The 18,554-nt window shown below is 44.4% G+C and carries 16 protein-coding genes; all 16 read left to right on the forward strand.

The window, feature by feature from the left end; genetic code table 11:
• The first annotated feature begins 3 nt into the window (after positions 1-3).
• The 16 genes from IT398_01635 (at position 4) to IT398_01710 (ending at position 18,465) form a co-directional block, all read left to right on the forward strand.
• On the forward strand, positions 4-780 hold the full coding sequence (locus IT398_01635; GenBank protein ID MCC6290749.1) for a glycosyltransferase family protein: 777 nt from the start codon (positions 4-6) through the stop codon (positions 778-780).
• The gene (locus tag IT398_01640) at positions 777-1,703 is read left to right on the forward strand and encodes an aldo/keto reductase (protein MCC6290750.1); all 927 of its coding nucleotides are present in this window, start codon (positions 777-779) and stop codon (positions 1,701-1,703) included. The genes IT398_01635 and IT398_01640 overlap by 4 nt, the downstream gene beginning before the upstream one ends.
• 71 nt (positions 1,704-1,774) lie before the next feature.
• Positions 1,775-2,809, forward strand: coding sequence for an N-acetylneuraminate synthase family protein (locus tag IT398_01645; protein ID MCC6290751.1), 1,035 nt, complete (start codon positions 1,775-1,777; stop codon positions 2,807-2,809).
• Entirely contained in the window at positions 2,806-3,693 is an 888-nt protein-coding gene (locus tag IT398_01650; GenBank protein MCC6290752.1) for a class I SAM-dependent methyltransferase, read from the forward strand. The genes IT398_01645 and IT398_01650 overlap by 4 nt, the downstream gene beginning before the upstream one ends.
• A gap of 6 nt (positions 3,694-3,699) precedes the next feature.
• Complete coding sequence (locus tag IT398_01655) at positions 3,700-4,905, forward strand: hypothetical protein (protein ID MCC6290753.1); 1,206 nt, start codon at positions 3,700-3,702, stop codon at positions 4,903-4,905.
• A 116-nt stretch (positions 4,906-5,021) separates the two neighbouring features.
• Entirely contained in the window at positions 5,022-5,756 is a 735-nt protein-coding gene (locus tag IT398_01660; GenBank protein MCC6290754.1) for a class I SAM-dependent methyltransferase, read from the forward strand.
• A gap of 2 nt (positions 5,757-5,758) precedes the next feature.
• A complete protein-coding gene (gene iolB / locus IT398_01665; protein ID MCC6290755.1) occupies positions 5,759-6,523 on the forward strand; it encodes a 5-deoxy-glucuronate isomerase in 765 nt (254 codons plus the stop codon).
• Between the two features lie 64 nt (positions 6,524-6,587).
• A complete protein-coding gene (locus IT398_01670) occupies positions 6,588-7,151 on the forward strand; it encodes a 5-deoxy-glucuronate isomerase (GenBank protein MCC6290756.1) in 564 nt (187 codons plus the stop codon).
• 14 nt (positions 7,152-7,165) lie between these two features.
• Positions 7,166-7,846 carry an SDR family oxidoreductase gene (locus IT398_01675; protein ID MCC6290757.1) on the forward strand — a complete coding sequence of 227 codons (681 nt, stop codon included), beginning with the start codon at positions 7,166-7,168 and terminating at the stop codon, positions 7,844-7,846.
• A gap of 18 nt (positions 7,847-7,864) precedes the next feature.
• A complete protein-coding gene (locus IT398_01680) occupies positions 7,865-8,629 on the forward strand; it encodes a hypothetical protein (GenBank protein ID MCC6290758.1) in 765 nt (254 codons plus the stop codon).
• A 136-nt stretch (positions 8,630-8,765) separates the two neighbouring features.
• Entirely contained in the window at positions 8,766-9,467 is a 702-nt protein-coding gene (locus tag IT398_01685; protein ID MCC6290759.1) for a YdcF family protein, read from the forward strand.
• 80 nt (positions 9,468-9,547) lie between these two features.
• Positions 9,548-11,308: an ABC transporter ATP-binding protein gene (locus IT398_01690; protein MCC6290760.1), complete on the forward strand. Its 1,761-nt coding sequence runs from the start codon at positions 9,548-9,550 to the stop codon at positions 11,306-11,308.
• Between the two features lie 99 nt (positions 11,309-11,407).
• Complete coding sequence (locus IT398_01695; GenBank protein MCC6290761.1) at positions 11,408-13,507, forward strand: O-antigen ligase family protein; 2,100 nt, start codon at positions 11,408-11,410, stop codon at positions 13,505-13,507.
• A 537-nt stretch (positions 13,508-14,044) separates the two neighbouring features.
• Positions 14,045-16,444 (forward strand): preprotein translocase subunit SecA, encoded by a 2,400-nt coding sequence (secA, locus tag IT398_01700; protein MCC6290762.1) that lies wholly within the window; start codon positions 14,045-14,047, stop codon positions 16,442-16,444.
• Positions 16,389-16,907: an NUDIX domain-containing protein gene (locus tag IT398_01705; GenBank protein ID MCC6290763.1), complete on the forward strand. Its 519-nt coding sequence runs from the start codon at positions 16,389-16,391 to the stop codon at positions 16,905-16,907. Before secA ends, IT398_01705 begins: the two co-directional genes overlap by 56 nt.
• Before the next feature lie 184 nt (positions 16,908-17,091).
• On the forward strand, positions 17,092-18,465 hold the full coding sequence (locus tag IT398_01710; GenBank protein ID MCC6290764.1) for a hypothetical protein: 1,374 nt from the start codon (positions 17,092-17,094) through the stop codon (positions 18,463-18,465).
• The last annotated feature ends 89 nt before the right edge of the window (positions 18,466-18,554 follow it).

The raw sequence follows: 18,554 nt of genomic DNA on the forward strand, positions 1-18,554 counted from the left end.
ATCATGATCGCTTCAATCATCCAAGCACGAGTGGGTTCAACAAGATTGCCTGGCAAGATATTAAAGCCAATCTTGGGTGTGTCGATGCTTGGGCGAATGATTGAGCGAGTAAAGCGTGCGAAAAGGCCTGATGTGATAATCGTTGCGACAACCGAAAAACCAGAGGATGATGTAACGGTCCGATTGGCGAAGAAATGTGGCGTCATGGTTTTTCGTGGTAGCGAACGGGACGTATTAGATAGGTTTTATGGGGCGGCCAAGGAAGTGGGTGCGGACATGGTAGTGCGCCTTACGGGGGATTGCCCCCTTATGGATCCAGCGGTGATTGATTTGGTCATTGATAGTTTTCAAGAATCGAGAAAAATATTCGACTATTGCAGTACACCAAGCAATTATCCCGAAGGTCTTGATGTGGAGATCTTTACTTTTTCCACGCTTGAAGAAATGGCTCACGAAGCTAGACTACCTTCGGAGCGTGAACACGTTTCCCTTTTTATTAAGAATCATTCGGACCGCTTCACGAGTAAATCATTGCGCGATGGTGATTCTGATAATTCTTCTATGCACTGGTCGGTTGACACTCAAGCGGACTTTGACTTTGTAACGAAAATTTTTGAACGACTTTACCCAACCAATCCTTTTTTCGACAGAGAGGATATTCTTGCATTACTTACAAAACATCAGGAAATTTTGGAGATAAATAAAGGCGGGACTGGTTATGAGGGTTTAGCAAAGTCTTTAAGGGAGGATGAAGAAGCCGAGAATAAATTGAAAGTATGACCTTGGGGAAAAATAAATTGGTACTTGGTACAGCACAGCTTGGCATGAATTATGGACTTCATAATTCTCATGGGCAACCCTCAAAGGAAGAGTCTTTTTCTATTTTGGATAGAGCTTTTTCTGTCCATATAAACACTTTTGATACTGCGCATTCTTATGGCGCATCCGAAGATGTAATCGGTGCTTGGGTGCAGGACCGATCTATGGCTAACAGGGTTAAGTTAATTTCTAAGATGAAACCAGACGCTATAAATGATTACCCTGATGGAATAAAATTCGTAGACGTTGTGCGACGGGAATTGGATAAATCTCTCGCACGACTTCAGGTGGAAACTCTCGATGGTTATTTGTTCCATTCGCCACACTATATATATTTTGATCACATGATGGATGGACTACAAAAGGTTCAAGATGCTGGGCTAGTGAAAAATATCGGGGTTTCTGTCTATAACGAATTAGACGCATTGCGGGCTGTTGAGCTGGGTGTAAATTATGTGCAGGTTCCCTACAATGTATTTGATCAACGGCTCCACCGTACCGATTTTTTTGATATTGCAAAAAATAATAAGATCACCATCTTCGCTCGCAGCCCGTTCCTACAGGGTCTTTTGCTAATGCAACCCAGTGAATTACCAGGCCATCTTTCTTATTTCTCTTCCCACCTCGAACAGTTCATTGCTCTCACTAAACGCTATAATTTGACACAGGTTGAGTGTGCGCTCCGATTCGTCGATGTTATGTGTCCCGCTGAGCACATTGTATTTGGTGTTGATACATTAACACAACTTGACGAGGGTGTTCGCGTTATGGGGGCGACTACTTCAGGTGCGGACGATGAATGGGTGATTGAAGCGCGGGATATTTTTAAAGACCTTAATTCCGGAATGATTAACCCAAGTTTGTGGGGTAAAATAAAGCGATAATTAATTGAAATAGGATGAGACGGTGTAGCCGAAGACAAAAGACGGCTATCGGTGTAAAATGAAACAACGTTATGAACAACAAGACTGTCAACATTGGAGGTCGCTGTGTAGGAGAAGGTCAACCTGTTTTTATTATCGCAGAGGTTAGCGCAAACCATCGCGGGAAGATTGAAACCGCACTATCTGCTATTGACATAGCGGCAGATGCTGGTGCGGATGCAGTGAAGTTTCAACACCTAACCCATAATAAAATTGCCGCTGAACCGCTTTCTGATTTTTATAAGTCTGCAGAATTGCCAGACGGTTGGACAGAAAAACTTGTTGAACGGTCAAAGAAAAAAAATATTTTTTTTCTATCAACGCCATTTGACCTAGAAGCCGTGGATCTTCTCGATGAAATTGGGGTCCCAGCTTTTAAGGTCGCGTCTTATGAGATGACCGACGATGTTTTGTTGCGACATATTTCTAGAAAGGGGAAACCGATTATACTTTCTACTGGTATGGCTTATCTTGAAGAAGTTAAACACGCGATTAACGTTATTAAGCAAGAAGATAATGAACAGGTAATTGCGCTCCATTGCGTTTCTCTCTACCCCCCTGAGTTTAGAGACCTGAATCTCCGAGTAATAGAAACAATGCGTCGAGAATTGGGCTGTCCAATCGGGTATTCTGATCATGCGAATCCGTCATCGAATGTGGCAACTCTTGGCGCAATTGCTCTTGGTGCTTGCGTGATTGAACGTCACATAACCGACTCACAAGAAGGTGGCAGTAATGATGATAAAAATTCAATGACGCCAGAGCAACTGAAACAAATGGTCATAGAGATTCGTGATCTTTCGGCGGCTCTCTCTGGTGCGGGAGTTAAGGCACCAGTGTCTGATCCTGGTCGTGGCGTGGACGAGATAAGAGAGCGTAGTACACGTCGTTCACTCTATGCTGTACGCGATATTGTTGAAGGGGAAGCTATGTCTGCAGACATGATTGTCACATTGAGGCCCATGAAAGGCATTGAACCAAAGGATTTTCAGCAAGTCATGGGTCGAAAGACGCTTCGTGCTATTTCAGCACGTTCGCCGATTACCTGGCAAGATATAGAGAGATGAAAAAACATTCTGGAGAAATTTTAGACAAAAAGGACGGGGCGAAAGTGATTGATTGCGGTCTGTGTGGTTTTGCTCACGTTTTACCAATTCCCAGTGATGAGAAGCTTAAACATTTTTACGAAAAAGAATTTTATCAACACGAGAGGCCAAATTATTTCAAGGAAACTAAGGAAGATTTATCTTGGTGGATGTCCACTTATAATAACTATTACCAGCTTTTTGAGCTTAGGACCAAGGGCCGTAAACTTCTTGACATTGGATCTGGACCAGGACATTTCTTGATGTGTGGCAAAAAACGCGGCTGGGAGACAACCGGGATAGAGCCATCTACTTCGGCAGCCCGCTACAGTCAGAAGCGTGGCCTCGTTACATACAATGATTTTTTTAATTATGATCATGTAAAAAACCTGGGATTCTTTGATGTTGTGCATGCGGCGATGGTCCTTGAACACGTGCCACATCCTACGGGATTTATTAATGACATGAAAAAAATGTTGAAACATAATGGTCTCATTGCTATTTTTTCTCCCAACGACTATAATCCTCTCCAGACTGTTTTACGTACAGAGCATAAATTCAAGCCATGGTGGGTTGTACCGAGACATCACCTTAACTACTTTACCGTGAAGAGTATGGCTCATCTGTTGCAACGGCTTGGATTTGTAATTGAGGATGTCCTTGGAACCTATCCCCTTGAAACTTTTTTACTGGCTGGAAAGAACTACGTTGGTAATCACGGGGTAGGGCGTGCTTGTCACGCGAAGCGTAAAATTTTTGAGATGGGACTTTATAAAAAAGATCCCACGCTGATTAATGATCTCTATAGAGGGCTGGCCACTGTTGGTCTCGGACGAGAGTTTCTGATTATTGCCAGAAAGAAATAATAAAAAATGAAAATTTCGACAGACAATAAACCGCCCGCGATATGGTTGATTACTGGAGGGACAATGCAAAGGCCAGTGGTTGAGAGGGTAAAAAATCGTGGCTATAAACTTATAGTAAGCGACGGTTCTTCGGAGTGCGCACTCCGTTCTTTTGCGGATGAATTTTTGCACCTCGATATTTTTGCAATCAAAGAGAATGTCGCCGCATCAGATGAACTGAAGAAACGTTACGACATTTGTGCGGTCTTTACATCAGCGTCAGATTGTCACGAAACTGTCGCTACTGTGGCTCGACACCTGGGACTTCCTGGCATTGATCCCAGTATTTCGCGCGTATGCAGATATAAATATGAGACACGTAGTATTTTTACGAAAGCAGGGATTCCTCAGCCGAAGTTTAGAATTGTTGGAACATATGATGACGCGCTGAAAGCTCTAGACGATATCGGTATTCCTGCGGCGCTAAAGGCGACAAACAATGCCGGTAGTCGCGGTTTTGCTCAGATTATGTCGGAATCGGACTTAACCCCAGAAGCGTTTGCGCATTCCGTTAAGAATGGAACAACTGGCTCAGCTATCATCGAGGAGCTTCTTATCCCCGTGAAAGACGAGATTGCAGAACAATCGGTCGAAACACTTTGGTTTGGTGGGCGAATGTATTGGCTAAATTGGGTTGATAGGATGTTCCGTCAGGATATGGGGTTTTTTCCAGAGTTTGACGCAGGTGTGTACGGTAATCTTCCTTGGGCGGTGGAAATAGGGCATCTAAATCCAGCGGTACACGGCTTCGAAACAACAGCAGCCGTGCAGGATATGGTAGAAAAAGCCGGTAAAGCGCTCGGTTTAGATAAACAAAAAGGGGGACACATATTAAAGCACGACATTATGCTTACTGAAAAAGGGCCATATATTATTGAGTCTACACCACGTTTATCTGGTGGATGGGATTCTAGTGGCTCGACTCTAATGCGCGGTGCAGACTTTATTGATGGTGCAATAGAGATGGCACTAGGTGGTCAGCTGACAGCAGAAATCTTCTACAAATATTTCGTGTACAAGTACCCACAGACATATGTGGCGATGCTTTCTGAAATACCCAAAGACCCAAAAGATTGTATTGGTAGACGTTTTGCTTTTGATGGTGGTCTCGATCCAGATGAAGCAGTGGCGAAAGCATATGAAAAAATAAAAAAAGGAGAATTTATTACATGATGAATTTTATGAAATGTGTTTGGTGTGGTAAAACTGGAAAAAAGAACTATCACGCACGTGTCCGGTGGAAAGACCTTGATTCTAAATGGTATCGGTGTTCCAGTTGCAGTAGTTTAATGATTTTACCACTCCCGTCCAAGAAGTTAATAAAAAAAGTTTACGAGAACGACTATTTGTGTAAAAAATTACAACCACACATTGGCGTAGATAGCAGGGTTAGATATTCGAAAGAATATCGTCCTACGGTTTTTGCTGAGTATGCCATGTCTCTCGAGGATTTAGGGGTCAAACCCTCAGAGGTAAAATCAATATTAGATTTTGGGTGTGCTGATGGTATTTTTCTTGAATTTTGTGAGAAATACTTTAGCCCAAAAACCGTGCTTTATGGCGCAGATATCTCGAAAGACATGCTCGAACAGGCAAAAAGAAAGGCTTGGAATGTGGTGCATATCGATGATATTAAAAAACTTAAAAAGAAATTTGATCTCATTACTCTTTGGGATGTTATAGAGCACGTCGAGGCCCCCGCTGTGGTAATATCTAGCCTGAAGAAGTTTCTTAACCCCAAGGGGAAAATCTTATTAGAAACACCACGTTTCGGTGTTTTGGCTGAGTTTTCAGGGGAAAATTGGCCGCATCTTTTACCCGTTCAACACCTGAGTGTCGCATCGAAAGAGGGTATGCAAAAACTTGCTCGGAGAACCGGTTTTAAAATAGATAGACATTGTAGCTTTGGCGCAAATGCGCCAAGTGCCGTCATACCCCAACCATACAAAAAAATCTTTGATCAGATGGCCAAAAAACTAGATTTTGGAGATGTGCAAATTTTAACACTAAAACTGGAGAAATAATTATGAGTTTTTACAAACCAGGAAACCAAGAGCTTTCTCTCCTAGATTTTGAGTTGTTACAGTTGACGAAGGGGGAGAGTTTAGAGTGGGTGTCGAATGATTTTGAGGTTGTTGCTGTCATAATTGAGGGTGAGTGTTCCGTCTCGTCGGAGATGCAGACCTGGAAGTTATCTCGGCAAACGGTGTTTAAGGATGCGGCTTCTGCTGTTTTTGCTTCACCCGGAGTTAAACTATCCATTATTGCTAACGAGAAAACTACTCTTGCGATGTGTAAGGCGCGCGCAGAGAAAAGATTTCAGACAACTTTTATTCCACCAGAGAATGTTAATAGCGAATGGCGAGGTAGGGAAGGTTACAGAAGAAGAGTCTCGAATATTTTAAATACGGAGACGCAAACACAAAGGATTGCGGTGGGTGAGACGATCAATGAGCCTGGACAGTGGTCATCTTTTCCCTCACATAAGCACGATACTTACGAAAAGAGTGGAGACAGGACGGTGGAGGTTCCACTTGAAGAAATTTATTATTTTAGGTTGGAACCAAAAACTGGTTTTGGTCTCCAGCGTCTATATACCAAGGACGGTTCCTTTGACGAGGCACGCGTGATAAAAGATGGCGATGTAGTTCAAATTCCCAAGGGCTACCACCCGGTCGCTAGCATTCCTGGCCATAGCTTATATTATCTTTGGATGCTTGGAGGAGAAAATAGAGTCTATATATGGAACACTGATCCAGGATTACGTTGGTTGGAAAGAAATGGTAATTAAAGTTCAGCGTGCTAGTATTTAATCTTATTAATGCGTAATTAATGACCACATGGCGTATTCTTGGGTGAATGAAATAAGGTTAGATAATCTTTGTGCCAGCGGTAACGACGAAGTGCTGGTATTTGAGTCATTGGGAGAATGTGCCAAGGTGTATCTTAAGGGCAACACGATTGAACGGGTTGTTTTTACTCTAGGTGGTGAGGCGCCAGTTACCATTGAGTCTGATAGTGCGCAAGCGATAGTGGTGGGAAATGGCAATACACAGCGGGATGTTTTTCACTACATAAGACCTGGTGGCCCAGCTCCCACACTACGTCTTGGTATCACGGTTCATCGTGGAGAAGGTTCGTGGTCTAGTCTGCCACATAATTTTGAACTAAACACGGAGTCTGGATTTGAGGAGGTTTTCTTTTACCTTCTCGAAAACTCAAGTAGACGTGGCATTCAGGTCGGAAAGGGTGTCTGGTTTGATAACACTCCCGTGGATACGGTTTGGCCAATTAAGGATCGCGCATTTGGCACTGTGCCCATGGGATATCATCCGGTTGTTGGTGAGCCGGGTGTTAAGGTTTCGTATGTTTGGGCCTATCTTGCAAAGAAGAAGGAATGGGAAAAGGTAAGACAATAGAACTAAGATAAAATATGAAAATAAAAAAAACAGCTGTTGTGGTTGGTGCTACTGGAAACATTGGCACGGCGCTCGTTCAGGCACTTTCAGAAGATGGTTATTTTGTCGATCCAACTTGGCTCGGGGCCGACCGTCCAGATGTTCGGAATTCGTCGTCATATGATCATTTGCCACCCAAGATTGATCTCGCGGTTTATCTCGCGGGAATAACTCATAACGATGTTGCGGATGAACTGGACGAAGAAAAATGGGATGAAGTCCTAGACATAAATCTCAAAGGAGCTTTTCTTTTCGCCAAGGCTGCCTTTCCCTCAATGAAAGAGGCGGGGCAGGCGACGTTTGTTGCAATGTCATCGATAAATGCAACTCATCCCTATCCGCGTCGTGTTGCTTATTCGGCATCAAAAGCTGGTATTGAGGGACTGATCCGTCAACTGGCGATAGAGTGGGGAAAATATAATATAGCATCTCATGCTATCCGACTCGGACATCTTTCTGGGGTCATGAAGTCTTCGGTTATGAATATGGCTGTTCTTGACGCGGTTAAAGCAAAAATTCCCTCTGGCCGATTGATTCCACCCAAGGCGGTTGCCGACTACATCGTTTGGTTGGGGAAGGGAAACGCACAATATGTTTCAGGAGGTGTTATTGATTTTGACCCCGCCTATATGATTAACCGTAACCCGTTGATCTGATTCATTCTTTCATCCAACATGCAACAGAGATTTGGTATCGCGACTCGTTTCTATGGCCTCTCAGAAAAAGATGTGCAACGTCTTGGGGCTTGGGTTGACGCTGCTCTAGGGGTTGTATCTCCAGAAAATGTGTATGTGGCTATACGTTCAGAATTAGATCTCTCTGGAAGTCAGGACTTTATGCGTCGGAGTTATCCAGGAGTCAATATGTTTCCGGTGACACCTTGGGGCAAGGTCGTTCAGGCACCAAACGCCCTTCTTCTCAAGTGTGCAGAGCAAAGAATGAGCCATATCCTTTTCGCAAGCACAGAATATACGGTAACAAAGTCCCTTACCGCACTTCTCATGTCACACCTTGATGAGCAAACGCTGGTCGTTGGCGCGCGTCTGCCCTCACATGACTTTAAGGCTTCATCGGGGGAGAGAATTTTGGTGAAAAACGCTAGCGGACTCCAGATTCCCTGGAATACCTGTGCCTTGTGGTCTCTTGAACATCTTGTTCACACTGGTTTCGTACTTGCCGCTGACTCACTTCATGATCCTGACAATGCGGGAATGGAGGAAATGGGAACCATCGCCGCGCAACAGATTCTGTGGCCAGGTTCGGCCTTGGCCAAACTAGTTTCTCCTCTCAGTGGAGATATTGTAATGAACACGTACGGATGGGACGTCAAACGACAAGAACGTTATGTTCATAATCTGGAATCAAAGAATTCCCGTTCTACGACCCAACTCGAACGTTTAGCCATGTCAGCTCCAGATGTTTATCATATCGACGTGTGAGCACGGGAGATTCCAAGGCCGAAGAGCCCACTATTGACAAGATAGACATAATATGCATATACTTAAGCGGGTGTTTGGGTGAAATGTGAGTAGCCTTGCTTCTGGTCTTTGGAATTGAAAAAAAGGAGATAGTCTTATGGCTGATGACCAACTTTTCGTGTTGGCCAAGAAACTTCAAGCGGTGTGCATTTTCACGGGTGATATTGTCCCCACAGACGAACCGAGGTACAAAGAGGTCGGTGGTTTTCGCTCATCGTATGGACTTGAGTCCGATGCAACCGGACCAGTGTTTAGCTACCAACGTGTTCTTGCTGCCGCTAACCTCTGGGATCTAAATCGTCTTCTCAAGATTGTTCCTTCAGGAGGGCCCACCAATATTGCGGGTAAGGAGAATGTGACCATCAGTGACGTGGTCTCGTTCGAGCTTACACGGATGCTGGGTGTATCGCGGGATTCAATCGTAGAAGAGCCGCGGGCTTCCAATACCATGGAGCAAGTGATGTATTGCGGGGACAAGGTTCTAGAACAAGGTTGGTCTTCGCCACGAGTGGCTATCCTTGCTCCTTGCTGGCAGTTTCCTCGGATCAGTGCGATGCTCACACTGACGAGACACCACCGTTCGCCCCTTCTCCCTGGTGTGACTCAGTTCGTTTCGATGGAAAGAGTGCTTGCGGCCTTTGATCCAAAGTGGAACGACATTTTCGTCGAATGGTACTCTGATTCGAAAGCAAGAGAAATGTTTGCTAAGGAGGCGTTGGGTACCGGTCAGCTTTGGACTGGACACCAACCCCAGTATCCGGGGCCATTTCGTGGTTTCGACGATCCGTTGACCATTTAGAGACTGTTCGCTCACTGGCTCCCAGAAATGGGGGCCAGTTTTTTTAATACCTTATCCAGGTTATAATCAGAATCACCGCCATGAATGGTACGATAAGGACGCTTTGGGGTACATTTAGTAGATATCGCTGGCATGTTATCGCGCTGGTTCTTTTTGCTGTGCTAAGCCCCCTTCTTGAGGGTATTGGCATCAACGCTGTTATTCCACTCATGTCTTTTTTTATGGGTGGTGGCGTGGCGTCCAACTTCATTACAGAGATGATTCAGGGGTTTTTTGTTTTTTTACACATACCGTTCAGCTTTCGTTATCTGCTCGGCTTCATTTTTGGTCTCTTCATACTTCGAGCAGTTTCTGTTGTCGTGTTCGGATATATTAGGGGTTGGATAAATGCCGACTTTCTTGGCAAGGAAAGCGAAGATATTATGCAACGAGCACTCCGGTCTTCTTGGTCTTTTTCGCGAAAGCAAGAAATGGGCACGATGCACAATACACTTGTGCGCGATGTTCAGCAAACCGGTGGCCTCTTGGGGGCAATAGTTCAGGTTATCCAGTCTTTTAGCGGTTTTCTCATGTATTTTCTTGTGGCAATAAATATTTCAGCCGTAATGACCTTATATGCTGTTGGCGGTGGAATCATTTTACTCCTTGTTTTGTGGCCACTCATCCGTCGCACAGAGCATATCGGGCAGCAAACCTCTGGAGTAGAGAAACAGTTCGCTCAATTTTTGAGTGAACATATGGTTGGTATGAAGTCCATTAAAGCCGCGGGTGTTGAGAGTAGCGCCATTAGAAACGGTGCAATGCACATTAGACTTCTTCGTCACCTCTCAATTCGACAATCTCTTGTGGGGACGGTGAGTACAAGCTTTTTCCAGCCATTTGCAATCGTTCTTGTTGTTTTGCTTTTCTTTCTGACATATCATACGCCTGGATTCAATATAATTTCCTTTACCGCTTCTTTGTATTTGATACAAAAAATTTTTACTTATATTGAGTCTGGGCAAAACGCCATGCAATCGGTGAGCGGACTACTACCATATGCTAAAAATTTAGCAAGACTTAAACACAGTCTTCAGACTCATCGTGAGCCATCTGGGGGGACAATGCCATTTGTTTTCAATAAAGAACTTTCATTTAAAGAAGTTTCATTTGGATATGATGATGGCAGACCAGTTATTGATGGAATCGATTTCTCAATTCGTGTCGGAGAAACAGTTGGACTTATCGGTCCATCCGGTGCGGGGAAGACATCGATTGCCGATCTTCTTTTGCGTCTCTTTAGACCAGATCGTGGCGCCGTACTCTTAGATGGTGTATCTAGTGATTTAATTAGTCTTGAGGAGTGGCGAGCACGCATTGGTTACGTATCTCAAGATGTCTTTCTTCTGAATGGTACGATTGAAGAAAATATTAGGTTTTATAACAAAACATTGACGACAGAAGATATCGAGCTTGCCTCCAAACAAGCAAATATCTACGACTTCATAATGGGTTTACCTGAAGGTTTCCAAACAAAGACTGGTGACAGGGGAGTGATGCTCTCTGGCGGACAACGCCAACGTATTGCGCTCGCCCGCGCGCTCGCTAGCAAACCATCACTTATCATTCTTGATGAAGCCACGAGCGCTCTTGATTCAGTCTCAGAGAAACTAGTACGGGAGTCTATCCGAGATCTACACGGTTCTGCGACGGTACTAATTATTACGCACAGATTGAATACCGTAGAACATGCAGACCGTCTGTTGGTACTCAGTGATGGGAAGATTATTGAACGTGGCACACCACAAGAGCTCTTGGCGCGGTCTGACTCCTATTTCTCGAGACACTTTGGGAACCGATGATTGTTTGTGTAGCATTTACTGGCGGTTATTTTTTTCGGACAAATCTTGTTCTGGTCTTGCTAAATCATCCAGATCTTGCTTGAATTATCTATTATTGATATGGCACTAAATAAAATCTTTTCTTTGGCCGTCATTTCTGGTCTCTTCTTGCTTCTGCTAACGCCGTTGCTAATCTCTCGCTCGCTCCTCTTTCCATTCATCACAGGGAAGGCTTTCTTTTTTAGGATATTGATTGAGGTTGTTTTTTTTCTCTGGATCGTGCTTCTGTGGCGTGAGCCAACCTATCGCCCAAGAAAGTCTTGGTTGCTTTTGAGTGTTGTCGGGTTGGTCGCGGTAAGTGCTCTAGCGACAATTTTTGGTCAGAATCCTTATCACAGCTTCTGGTCCAATTTTGAACGGATGGACGGGCTGATCAGTTATCTTCATTTGTCTGCTTACTTTTTGGTTATCGCAAGCACATTTAGAACAGAAAAGATCTGGCAGTGGTTTTTTCATTCATCAATTGGCGTTAGTTTGGTCGTTGCGTTTTATTCGCTCGCTCAAATTGCCGGTGCCATACCGATTAGTCAGGGGCGTTTGGACTCAACGCTTGGTAATGCGATTTATCTGGCTGTCTATATGCTTTTTCATGTTTTTCTAACGACCTTTCTTCTCGTTAAGCATTGGCGGCATTTTTGGTTACGGTTTGTTTATGTCCCTATTATAATTTTACAGACTTTTATTCTTTATAAAACAGCGACAAGGGGGGCCATCATCGGTTTTTTGGTCGGCATTGGAGTTTCAACCCTGCTTATTATGATCAAGAAATGGTCGGACAGGAGGATTCGTGTGATCACTCTTGGTGTAGTTGGGGCCTTCGTTTTACTGGTTGGCGGTTTCTGGTTTAGTCGCCATTCCGATTTTGTCGTCAAGAGTCCGGTTCTTTCTCGCTTTGCCAGCATTTCCCTTACTGACGCCACGACGGATTCTCGTCTGACTATCTGGCAGATGAGCCTACGTGGATTCCGCGAGCATCCAATTCTTGGTTGGGGCCCAGAAAACTATAACTTGGTTTTTAATAAATATTTTGAACCAAAGCTCTGGCGACAGGAACAATGGTTTGACCGTTCGCACAATATTTTCTTAGATTGGATGATTGATGCGGGTGTTCTTGGCCTACTTTCATATCTATCACTTTTTGTCACGGCAATCTATTATCTCTGGCGGTCTCGTCAAACGGTGATAATTAAGAGTTTGTTTACTGGTCTTCTCGTGGCTTATTTGGTCAATAATTTCTTTGCCTTCGACAATCTCACAAGTTATCTAGTTTTCTTTTCTTTTCTGGCGTATTTGCATTATCTGAACTTCTCGGAAGATGCTGTGGCTGTTGGTAAGTTTTCAAGGTACTTATCATGGAACAATGGTCACACGGCGGGGGTGATTATTTTGGTTTTCCTGCTCTCTGGGTCACTTTATTATTTCAACCTCCGACCAATTTCGGCTAGCACGACGCTGATTCAGGCTATTGGTGATAGTGGTTCTGGTCTTCAACCAGAAAATGTGGCGAGTAGAAGACTGGCTTTGTTTAAGAAGGTTTTTGCTGCGGGGACTTTTGCTAATCGTGAAAGTACAGAACAACTTTTTGGCCAGGTGATGAATATTGTTGGTAACCCCATTGTTTCGGACACAACTAAACAAGAGTTTGTTAACCTAACAGTTGATGAGATGAAGAAAGAAATTAAGACGGCCCCGGAAGATGCTCGTGCACATCTCTTGCTTGGCTCGATGTTGGTAAATATTGGAAAGTTTCCTGATGCTTTACCGGTTCTTGTTCGAGCAAGTGAGTTGTCGCCCAAAAAACAAACAATTCGTTTTCAACTCGCATCGGCCTATTTGAACAGTGGCGAAAAAAAGAAAGCATTGGATATTGCCGAAGAAACCTTCCGTTTGGATGAGAATTTTCCAGAAGCAAGAAAATTATATGCGCTTATTGCTCTCTACAACAATGATATTAAGTTGGCGAACGCTTTACTCGAGTCGTTTGTGACCTCTTTTCCGTCAGAACTTTTAGACGAGAGACTGGTACAAGCTTATGGAGTTGTTCGTGATGCAAATTCTTTGGGTCTTTTGTGGCAGAGAGCGGTTCAGCGTGACCCACTGTTCGAGCAAGATGTTAATACTTTTTTAGTGAGACTCAGGAAAGAGGGTGTTATTGAGTAAGTCATATTTGACTTTTGGGATCAGTTTCGATAAACTACTTTTTGTGGGTGCGATGTTGGCTTCGGTCAGCACTGCTCCGCTAAATGTAAATGTCTGCGTAAGTCCCGTCCAGCTTTATTGTTGCGACGGGATTTGCGTGTCCATTGGTTTCATAATAAACTAAAAAAAGTTTATGCCCAGTTGTGGTCAGCGGTCGCACTCACATAGACATTTAGTTTTTTGGAGACAGCACCCGCTGACCACAACTGAGTGGAAACATTTTTTGAAAAAGTTATCCACATTTTTCTGAAAAAGTAATTGTATCGCGCACATTTTTGTCCGATAATTATATGGAAGAACAACAACCAGTAGTCGAGGATGTTGTATTAGCTTTTAAAAATAATTTTTACGGTTCATGAAGAAAAAGAAAAAAGCGGTAGCAAAGAAGCGCAAGACCACGAAGCGCAAGACCACGAAGAAGGCGACGAAGAGAAAGAAATCTCGCCGATAGTCTTGTAATTGTTTTTTCGCTTCAAAAAAGGCATAATGCTATGCATTATGCCTTTTTGGTCGAAAATTTTCGGAGATCAGAGTACTGGTTATATTAAGACACTTGGGCCGATTGTTGCGCGCATTAATGAGTTGGAGGCGGAATTTTCCACGCTTGATTTAGCTGGTTTCCCTTCAAAAACTGCCGCTTTTAGGCAGCGCCTCACTGACGGGGAAACTTTAGATGATCTTTTACCAGAAGCGTTTGCGTTGGTGCGGGAAGCGTCTCGTCGTACTCTCAATCAGCGTCATTACGATGTTCAGTTGCTTGGAGGGGTAATTCTTCATCAGGGTAAAATTGCTGAAATGAAAACTGGTGAAGGTAAGACTTTGGTTTCTACACTGCCAGCTTATCTAAACGCGCTCACCGGACGCGGGGTTCATTTGGTGACAGTTAATGATTATCTCTCTCGGCGTGATGCTGTTTGGATGGGACAGATCTATGCTGCCCTGGGGTTATCGGTTGGCGTTATCAATCATGAGACCTCTTTTCTCTACGACCCAGGACATAAGGAGGTAGACGAGAAAAGAGATGCAGAAGGTTTGTTTCGAGTTTTTTATGAATTCTTAAAACCGTGTTCAAGGCGTGAAGCTTACGCTGCGGATATTACTTACGGGACCAACAATGAGTTTGGTTTTGACTATCTGCGTGACAACCTATCTCGTAACCCTGAACAGGTGTCACAGATTAGTTTACCAGAACGATCATATCACAATTTTGCCATTGTTGACGAAGTGGATTCTATTCTAATTGACGAAGCACGAACGCCACTCATTATATCCGCACCAGTTGCTGACGCGGATTCTCTCTACATGCAATTTGCTCAAATTGCCAAAGGTTTTACTCGTGACACTGATTACACCACTGAAGAGAAGAGTAAGACGATCGCTCTCTTGGATGAGGGAATATCGAGGGCCGAAAAATCTTTGGGAGTAGAAAACATCTATACGGATAAGGGTATCAAGTACGTTCATCATTTAGAAACGGCTGTTCGTGCTCAAGCATTGTTTGAACGAGACCGCGATTACGTGGTGCGCGGGGGTGAGGTGGTGATTGTTGATGAATTCACTGGACGCCTTCAACCTGGGCGACGCTGGAGTGAGGGTTTGCACCAAGCAATCGAAGCCAAGGAGGGCGTGATGGTGAAGCAAGAATCGAGAACACTAGCCAGCGTTACATTCCAAAATTATTTCAAGCTCTATCGGAAAGTGGCGGGGATGACTGGCACGGCGCTAACTTCTGCCGAGGAGTTTCTCAGGGTATATGGTTTGGACACAATCGCCGTTCCCACCCATCGATCGAATGCGCGACGCGACCTAAACGATCTAATATTTCAAACCGAGAAAGGTAAAATTCAGGCAGTGGTGCGGAAAATTAAGGCGATTAATGAGACGGGGCAACCAGTTTTGGTGGGGACGATTTCTATCGAAAAAAACGAAATGCTCGCGGCTTATCTAAAGCGCGAGGGAATTGCTCACAACCTACTTAATGCTAAAAATAATGAGCAAGAGGGAGCGATTATTGCTGAAGCTGGCCGTCGAGGGAGTGTTGTCATTGCCACCAACATGGCTGGTCGTGGTGTGGATATTAAGCTCGGTGGACCGAGTGCGAGTGAAATGGAACGCGAAGAGATTAAGAAACTCGGTGGTTTGTATGTTATTGGAACGGAGAGACATGAGGCCAGACGCATTGATAATCAGCTTCGTGGGCGCGCTGGGCGGCAAGGTGATCCTGGGGTAACCCAATTTTTTATCTCACTTGAGGATGATCTGGCACGCGTTTTTGCTGCCGAGAGAATTAAGGGCATGATGGGACGGTTTGGCATTCCAGAAGATGAACCAATTGAGGCACGTTTGGTCTCGCGGGCAATTGAGGGGGCGCAGGGGAAAATTGAGGGTTTAAATTTTGACGTCCGTAAACATTTGCTTGATTACGATAATGTTCTAAACCATCAACGCACGACCATTTATGAGCGTCGTCGTCGCCTGCTTTTTGGGGATATTGTTTTTCTTGATGAGTGGCTATTGAATAGCCTTCCAGAAGCACAAGTACTTGATCAGGAGAAAAAGTTACTTCTTTGCCGAGCAATTTTGCAGGTGATCGATCTAAATTGGTTGGAACATCTGGAGGCGATGGAATATATGCGCAGTAGTGTTGGTTTGCGGGCTTATGGTCAGCGTGATCCGTTGGTGGAGTACAAACGCGAGGGCTTAAAAATGTTTAAAGAAATGGAGTCGAATATCTTGGAAGAAATCAAACGTCTTCTGCCGAACATTGGTGAAGGTTTCAAGGATGAGGTAACGGTGCCACTTGCGACCGTTGCATCGGGTAATCCCACCGAAGTTGGACGGAATGACCTCTGCCCCTGTGGCTCTGGTAAAAAATATAAAAAATGTCATGGAAAATAAATATCTACACGAAGTAGCTATTACCGCGATAATCTTGAAGGATGGTAAGTATCTAATCACCAGACGTTCGGTAAATAAGAAACGCTGGCCGGGGATGTGGACGGTGCCGGGCGGTAAACTAGAAACAGGAGACTATATTAATTCACCGAAGGATACGCACGGATATTGGTACAATGTTTTAGAAAAAGTTTTACGACGAGAAGTAAAGGAAGAGGTTGGTTTGGAGATCTCTAATATCGAGTATCTAACTAGTCTCGCCACAATTCACGAAGGGAATAATCCTTCTCTCGTAATATCATGTATTGCCGACTACGCTGGGGGGGAAGTGGTCTTGCAGGAGGAAGAGGCAGACCTTTTTTCTTGGGTTAATCTCGATGAGGCCAGGGAATATGAATTAATTGATGGCATCTATGATGAGCTTATTCTCGCCGAGAATAGGAGATTGGGTATTAAAAACGAGTAGTCGCCCGGGGTTCTAAAGGACAAGCCGTCCTTGTCCTTTAGAAAGTGGGCCCAAAAACCGACCGTTTGGTCTAGGCTTTAGTCTCAGTTACTTGCTTTTTTGGGCTCATTGTGATAGTTGTGAGGGTAGTTATTGCACATTGACTGGCTCTTTTGGTTTGTGAATTCTTTATTCAGTTAATTCCATGTCCACAAAGAGCTGTCGTCTAGCGACAATTACTCCAATTGTGATTACCCTAGCTTTGCTCGGGTTCTTTTTCGTGGCAGGAACTCGTTCGGTAGGTGCCGAGGAAATTGTAACGGAAACTGTATCTGAGGTTAAGGAAATTGTGATTGAGGAGGAAAACACAGTGATCGAAACAATACCGGCGCCGATAATCGAAGAGATAAAGGTCGAGGCAGAAGACGCTACTGCGACTGAAGAAACAGCGACTGACACCGGTGACTCAGACCAGAGTCCGGTGACAGAGGTTATTCCCGAAACTATTGTCGAGACTGGTTTGCCTGCCGGCCCTGTTTCTGAGGTCACAACAGTAGTGTCGTCACTTGCTATTAGTGACGAGTTCGGTGGTAATTCGGCGGGTGTTACTAGTTCTAGTTCTGGTGGTGGACTCGCAATCAGTGACGAATTTGGCGGTAGTTCATCCATTCCTGCAGTATCTGAGGGGTCGTTTACTACCGGTAGTACGAGTGAAGGGACTTTCAGTACAACATCTCTGGGTGAAAATACCTTCACGACGCTATCTAACGGCGGTGAGCCTGGCTGTACTGTAAATTGCGGCGGTGGTGGAGGAGGAGGAAGTACTGGAGGCAATCGTAGTGGTGGTGGCTTCGTGCCCGCATCTACGATAACGGTTGTGCCATCACCTTGTCCTCTCTATCTCAAGGAGTTCATTCGTCTTGGACAAACAAATGATTCATTTGAGGTGCGCAAGCTTCAGGCTTTCTTGAATGTTTTCATGGGGGAAAGTTTACCAATCACCGGATTCTATAGTCAGGCGGACTTTGAGGCGGTGTCACGAATGCAAGCTCGGTATTTGTCAGATGTCCTAACTCCATGGGGGATTGATGAATCTACCGGCTACGTCTTTATTACTACTCGTCTGGCGATTAACAATATTTATTGCAACCGTAGCACCGCCAATGATCTTGATTTGCGGAACTATTATCCAGAAATTGGTGGCGAAATTACTTTGAATCAAACTGACGAGCCGTCTGGTTTGGTGCTTGGTGTCGAGGGGGGAGATTTTGTCGCCACGTCCAGTCTGGCTGTTGCTACCAGTTCGAATATTTTCCAAACCGCGATGGTTGGTTTACTTAATTTTTTCAAACTTAATCCGGGTAGTGTTCTAGTTAGCTTACTTTCTCTGGCCATTCTTTTCATGTTTTTCCTTGTTTGGAAGCTTAGCGGTTACGATGATACAAAGGAACCAGAATCTGATGATTTCTGGCCACCGGTCGGTGGTGAGCCGGAGGAAGAGGTTATTATTGAAGATGATATGAACTCAGAACTTGATACCTCGGACGAAGATCCTACCCAACCGCCATTGACAGTATAGGCTTGTTCTGATAGATGTTAATTTGATAGGTCTTTGAGTTTGTAAATTGAGTTGTTGAACTAATTAGACCGCTTCGCCGGTCAGAGAGG

This window comes from Candidatus Nomurabacteria bacterium (assembly GCA_020847275.1).
Classification (GTDB): Bacteria; Patescibacteriota; Minisyncoccia; order Phycocordibacterales; family JACOZG01; genus JADLCI01.

Excerpts from the sequence above, each read along its gene's own strand:
- IT398_01690 (MCC6290760.1), top strand. The coding sequence starts at position 9,548 with ATGAATGGTACGATAAGGACGCTTTGGGGTACATTTAGTAGATATCGC.
- IT398_01655 (MCC6290753.1), top strand. The coding sequence starts at position 3,700 with ATGAAAATTTCGACAGACAATAAACCGCCCGCGATATGGTTGATTACT.
- IT398_01695 (MCC6290761.1), top strand. The coding sequence starts at position 11,408 with ATGGCACTAAATAAAATCTTTTCTTTGGCCGTCATTTCTGGTCTCTTC.
- secA (MCC6290762.1), top strand. The coding sequence starts at position 14,045 with ATGCCTTTTTGGTCGAAAATTTTCGGAGATCAGAGTACTGGTTATATT.
- IT398_01705 (MCC6290763.1), top strand. The coding sequence starts at position 16,389 with ATGACCTCTGCCCCTGTGGCTCTGGTAAAAAATATAAAAAATGTCATG.
- iolB (MCC6290755.1), top strand. The coding sequence starts at position 5,759 with ATGAGTTTTTACAAACCAGGAAACCAAGAGCTTTCTCTCCTAGATTTT.
- IT398_01640 (MCC6290750.1), top strand. The coding sequence starts at position 777 with ATGACCTTGGGGAAAAATAAATTGGTACTTGGTACAGCACAGCTTGGC.
- IT398_01680 (MCC6290758.1), top strand. The coding sequence starts at position 7,865 with ATGCAACAGAGATTTGGTATCGCGACTCGTTTCTATGGCCTCTCAGAA.
- IT398_01660 (MCC6290754.1), top strand. The coding sequence starts at position 5,022 with ATGATTTTACCACTCCCGTCCAAGAAGTTAATAAAAAAAGTTTACGAG.
- IT398_01710 (MCC6290764.1), top strand. The coding sequence starts at position 17,092 with ATGTCCACAAAGAGCTGTCGTCTAGCGACAATTACTCCAATTGTGATT.
- IT398_01650 (MCC6290752.1), top strand. The coding sequence starts at position 2,806 with ATGAAAAAACATTCTGGAGAAATTTTAGACAAAAAGGACGGGGCGAAA.
- IT398_01635 (MCC6290749.1), top strand. The coding sequence starts at position 4 with ATGATCGCTTCAATCATCCAAGCACGAGTGGGTTCAACAAGATTGCCT.
- IT398_01675 (MCC6290757.1), top strand. The coding sequence starts at position 7,166 with ATGAAAATAAAAAAAACAGCTGTTGTGGTTGGTGCTACTGGAAACATT.
- IT398_01645 (MCC6290751.1), top strand. The coding sequence starts at position 1,775 with ATGAACAACAAGACTGTCAACATTGGAGGTCGCTGTGTAGGAGAAGGT.
- IT398_01685 (MCC6290759.1), top strand. The coding sequence starts at position 8,766 with ATGGCTGATGACCAACTTTTCGTGTTGGCCAAGAAACTTCAAGCGGTG.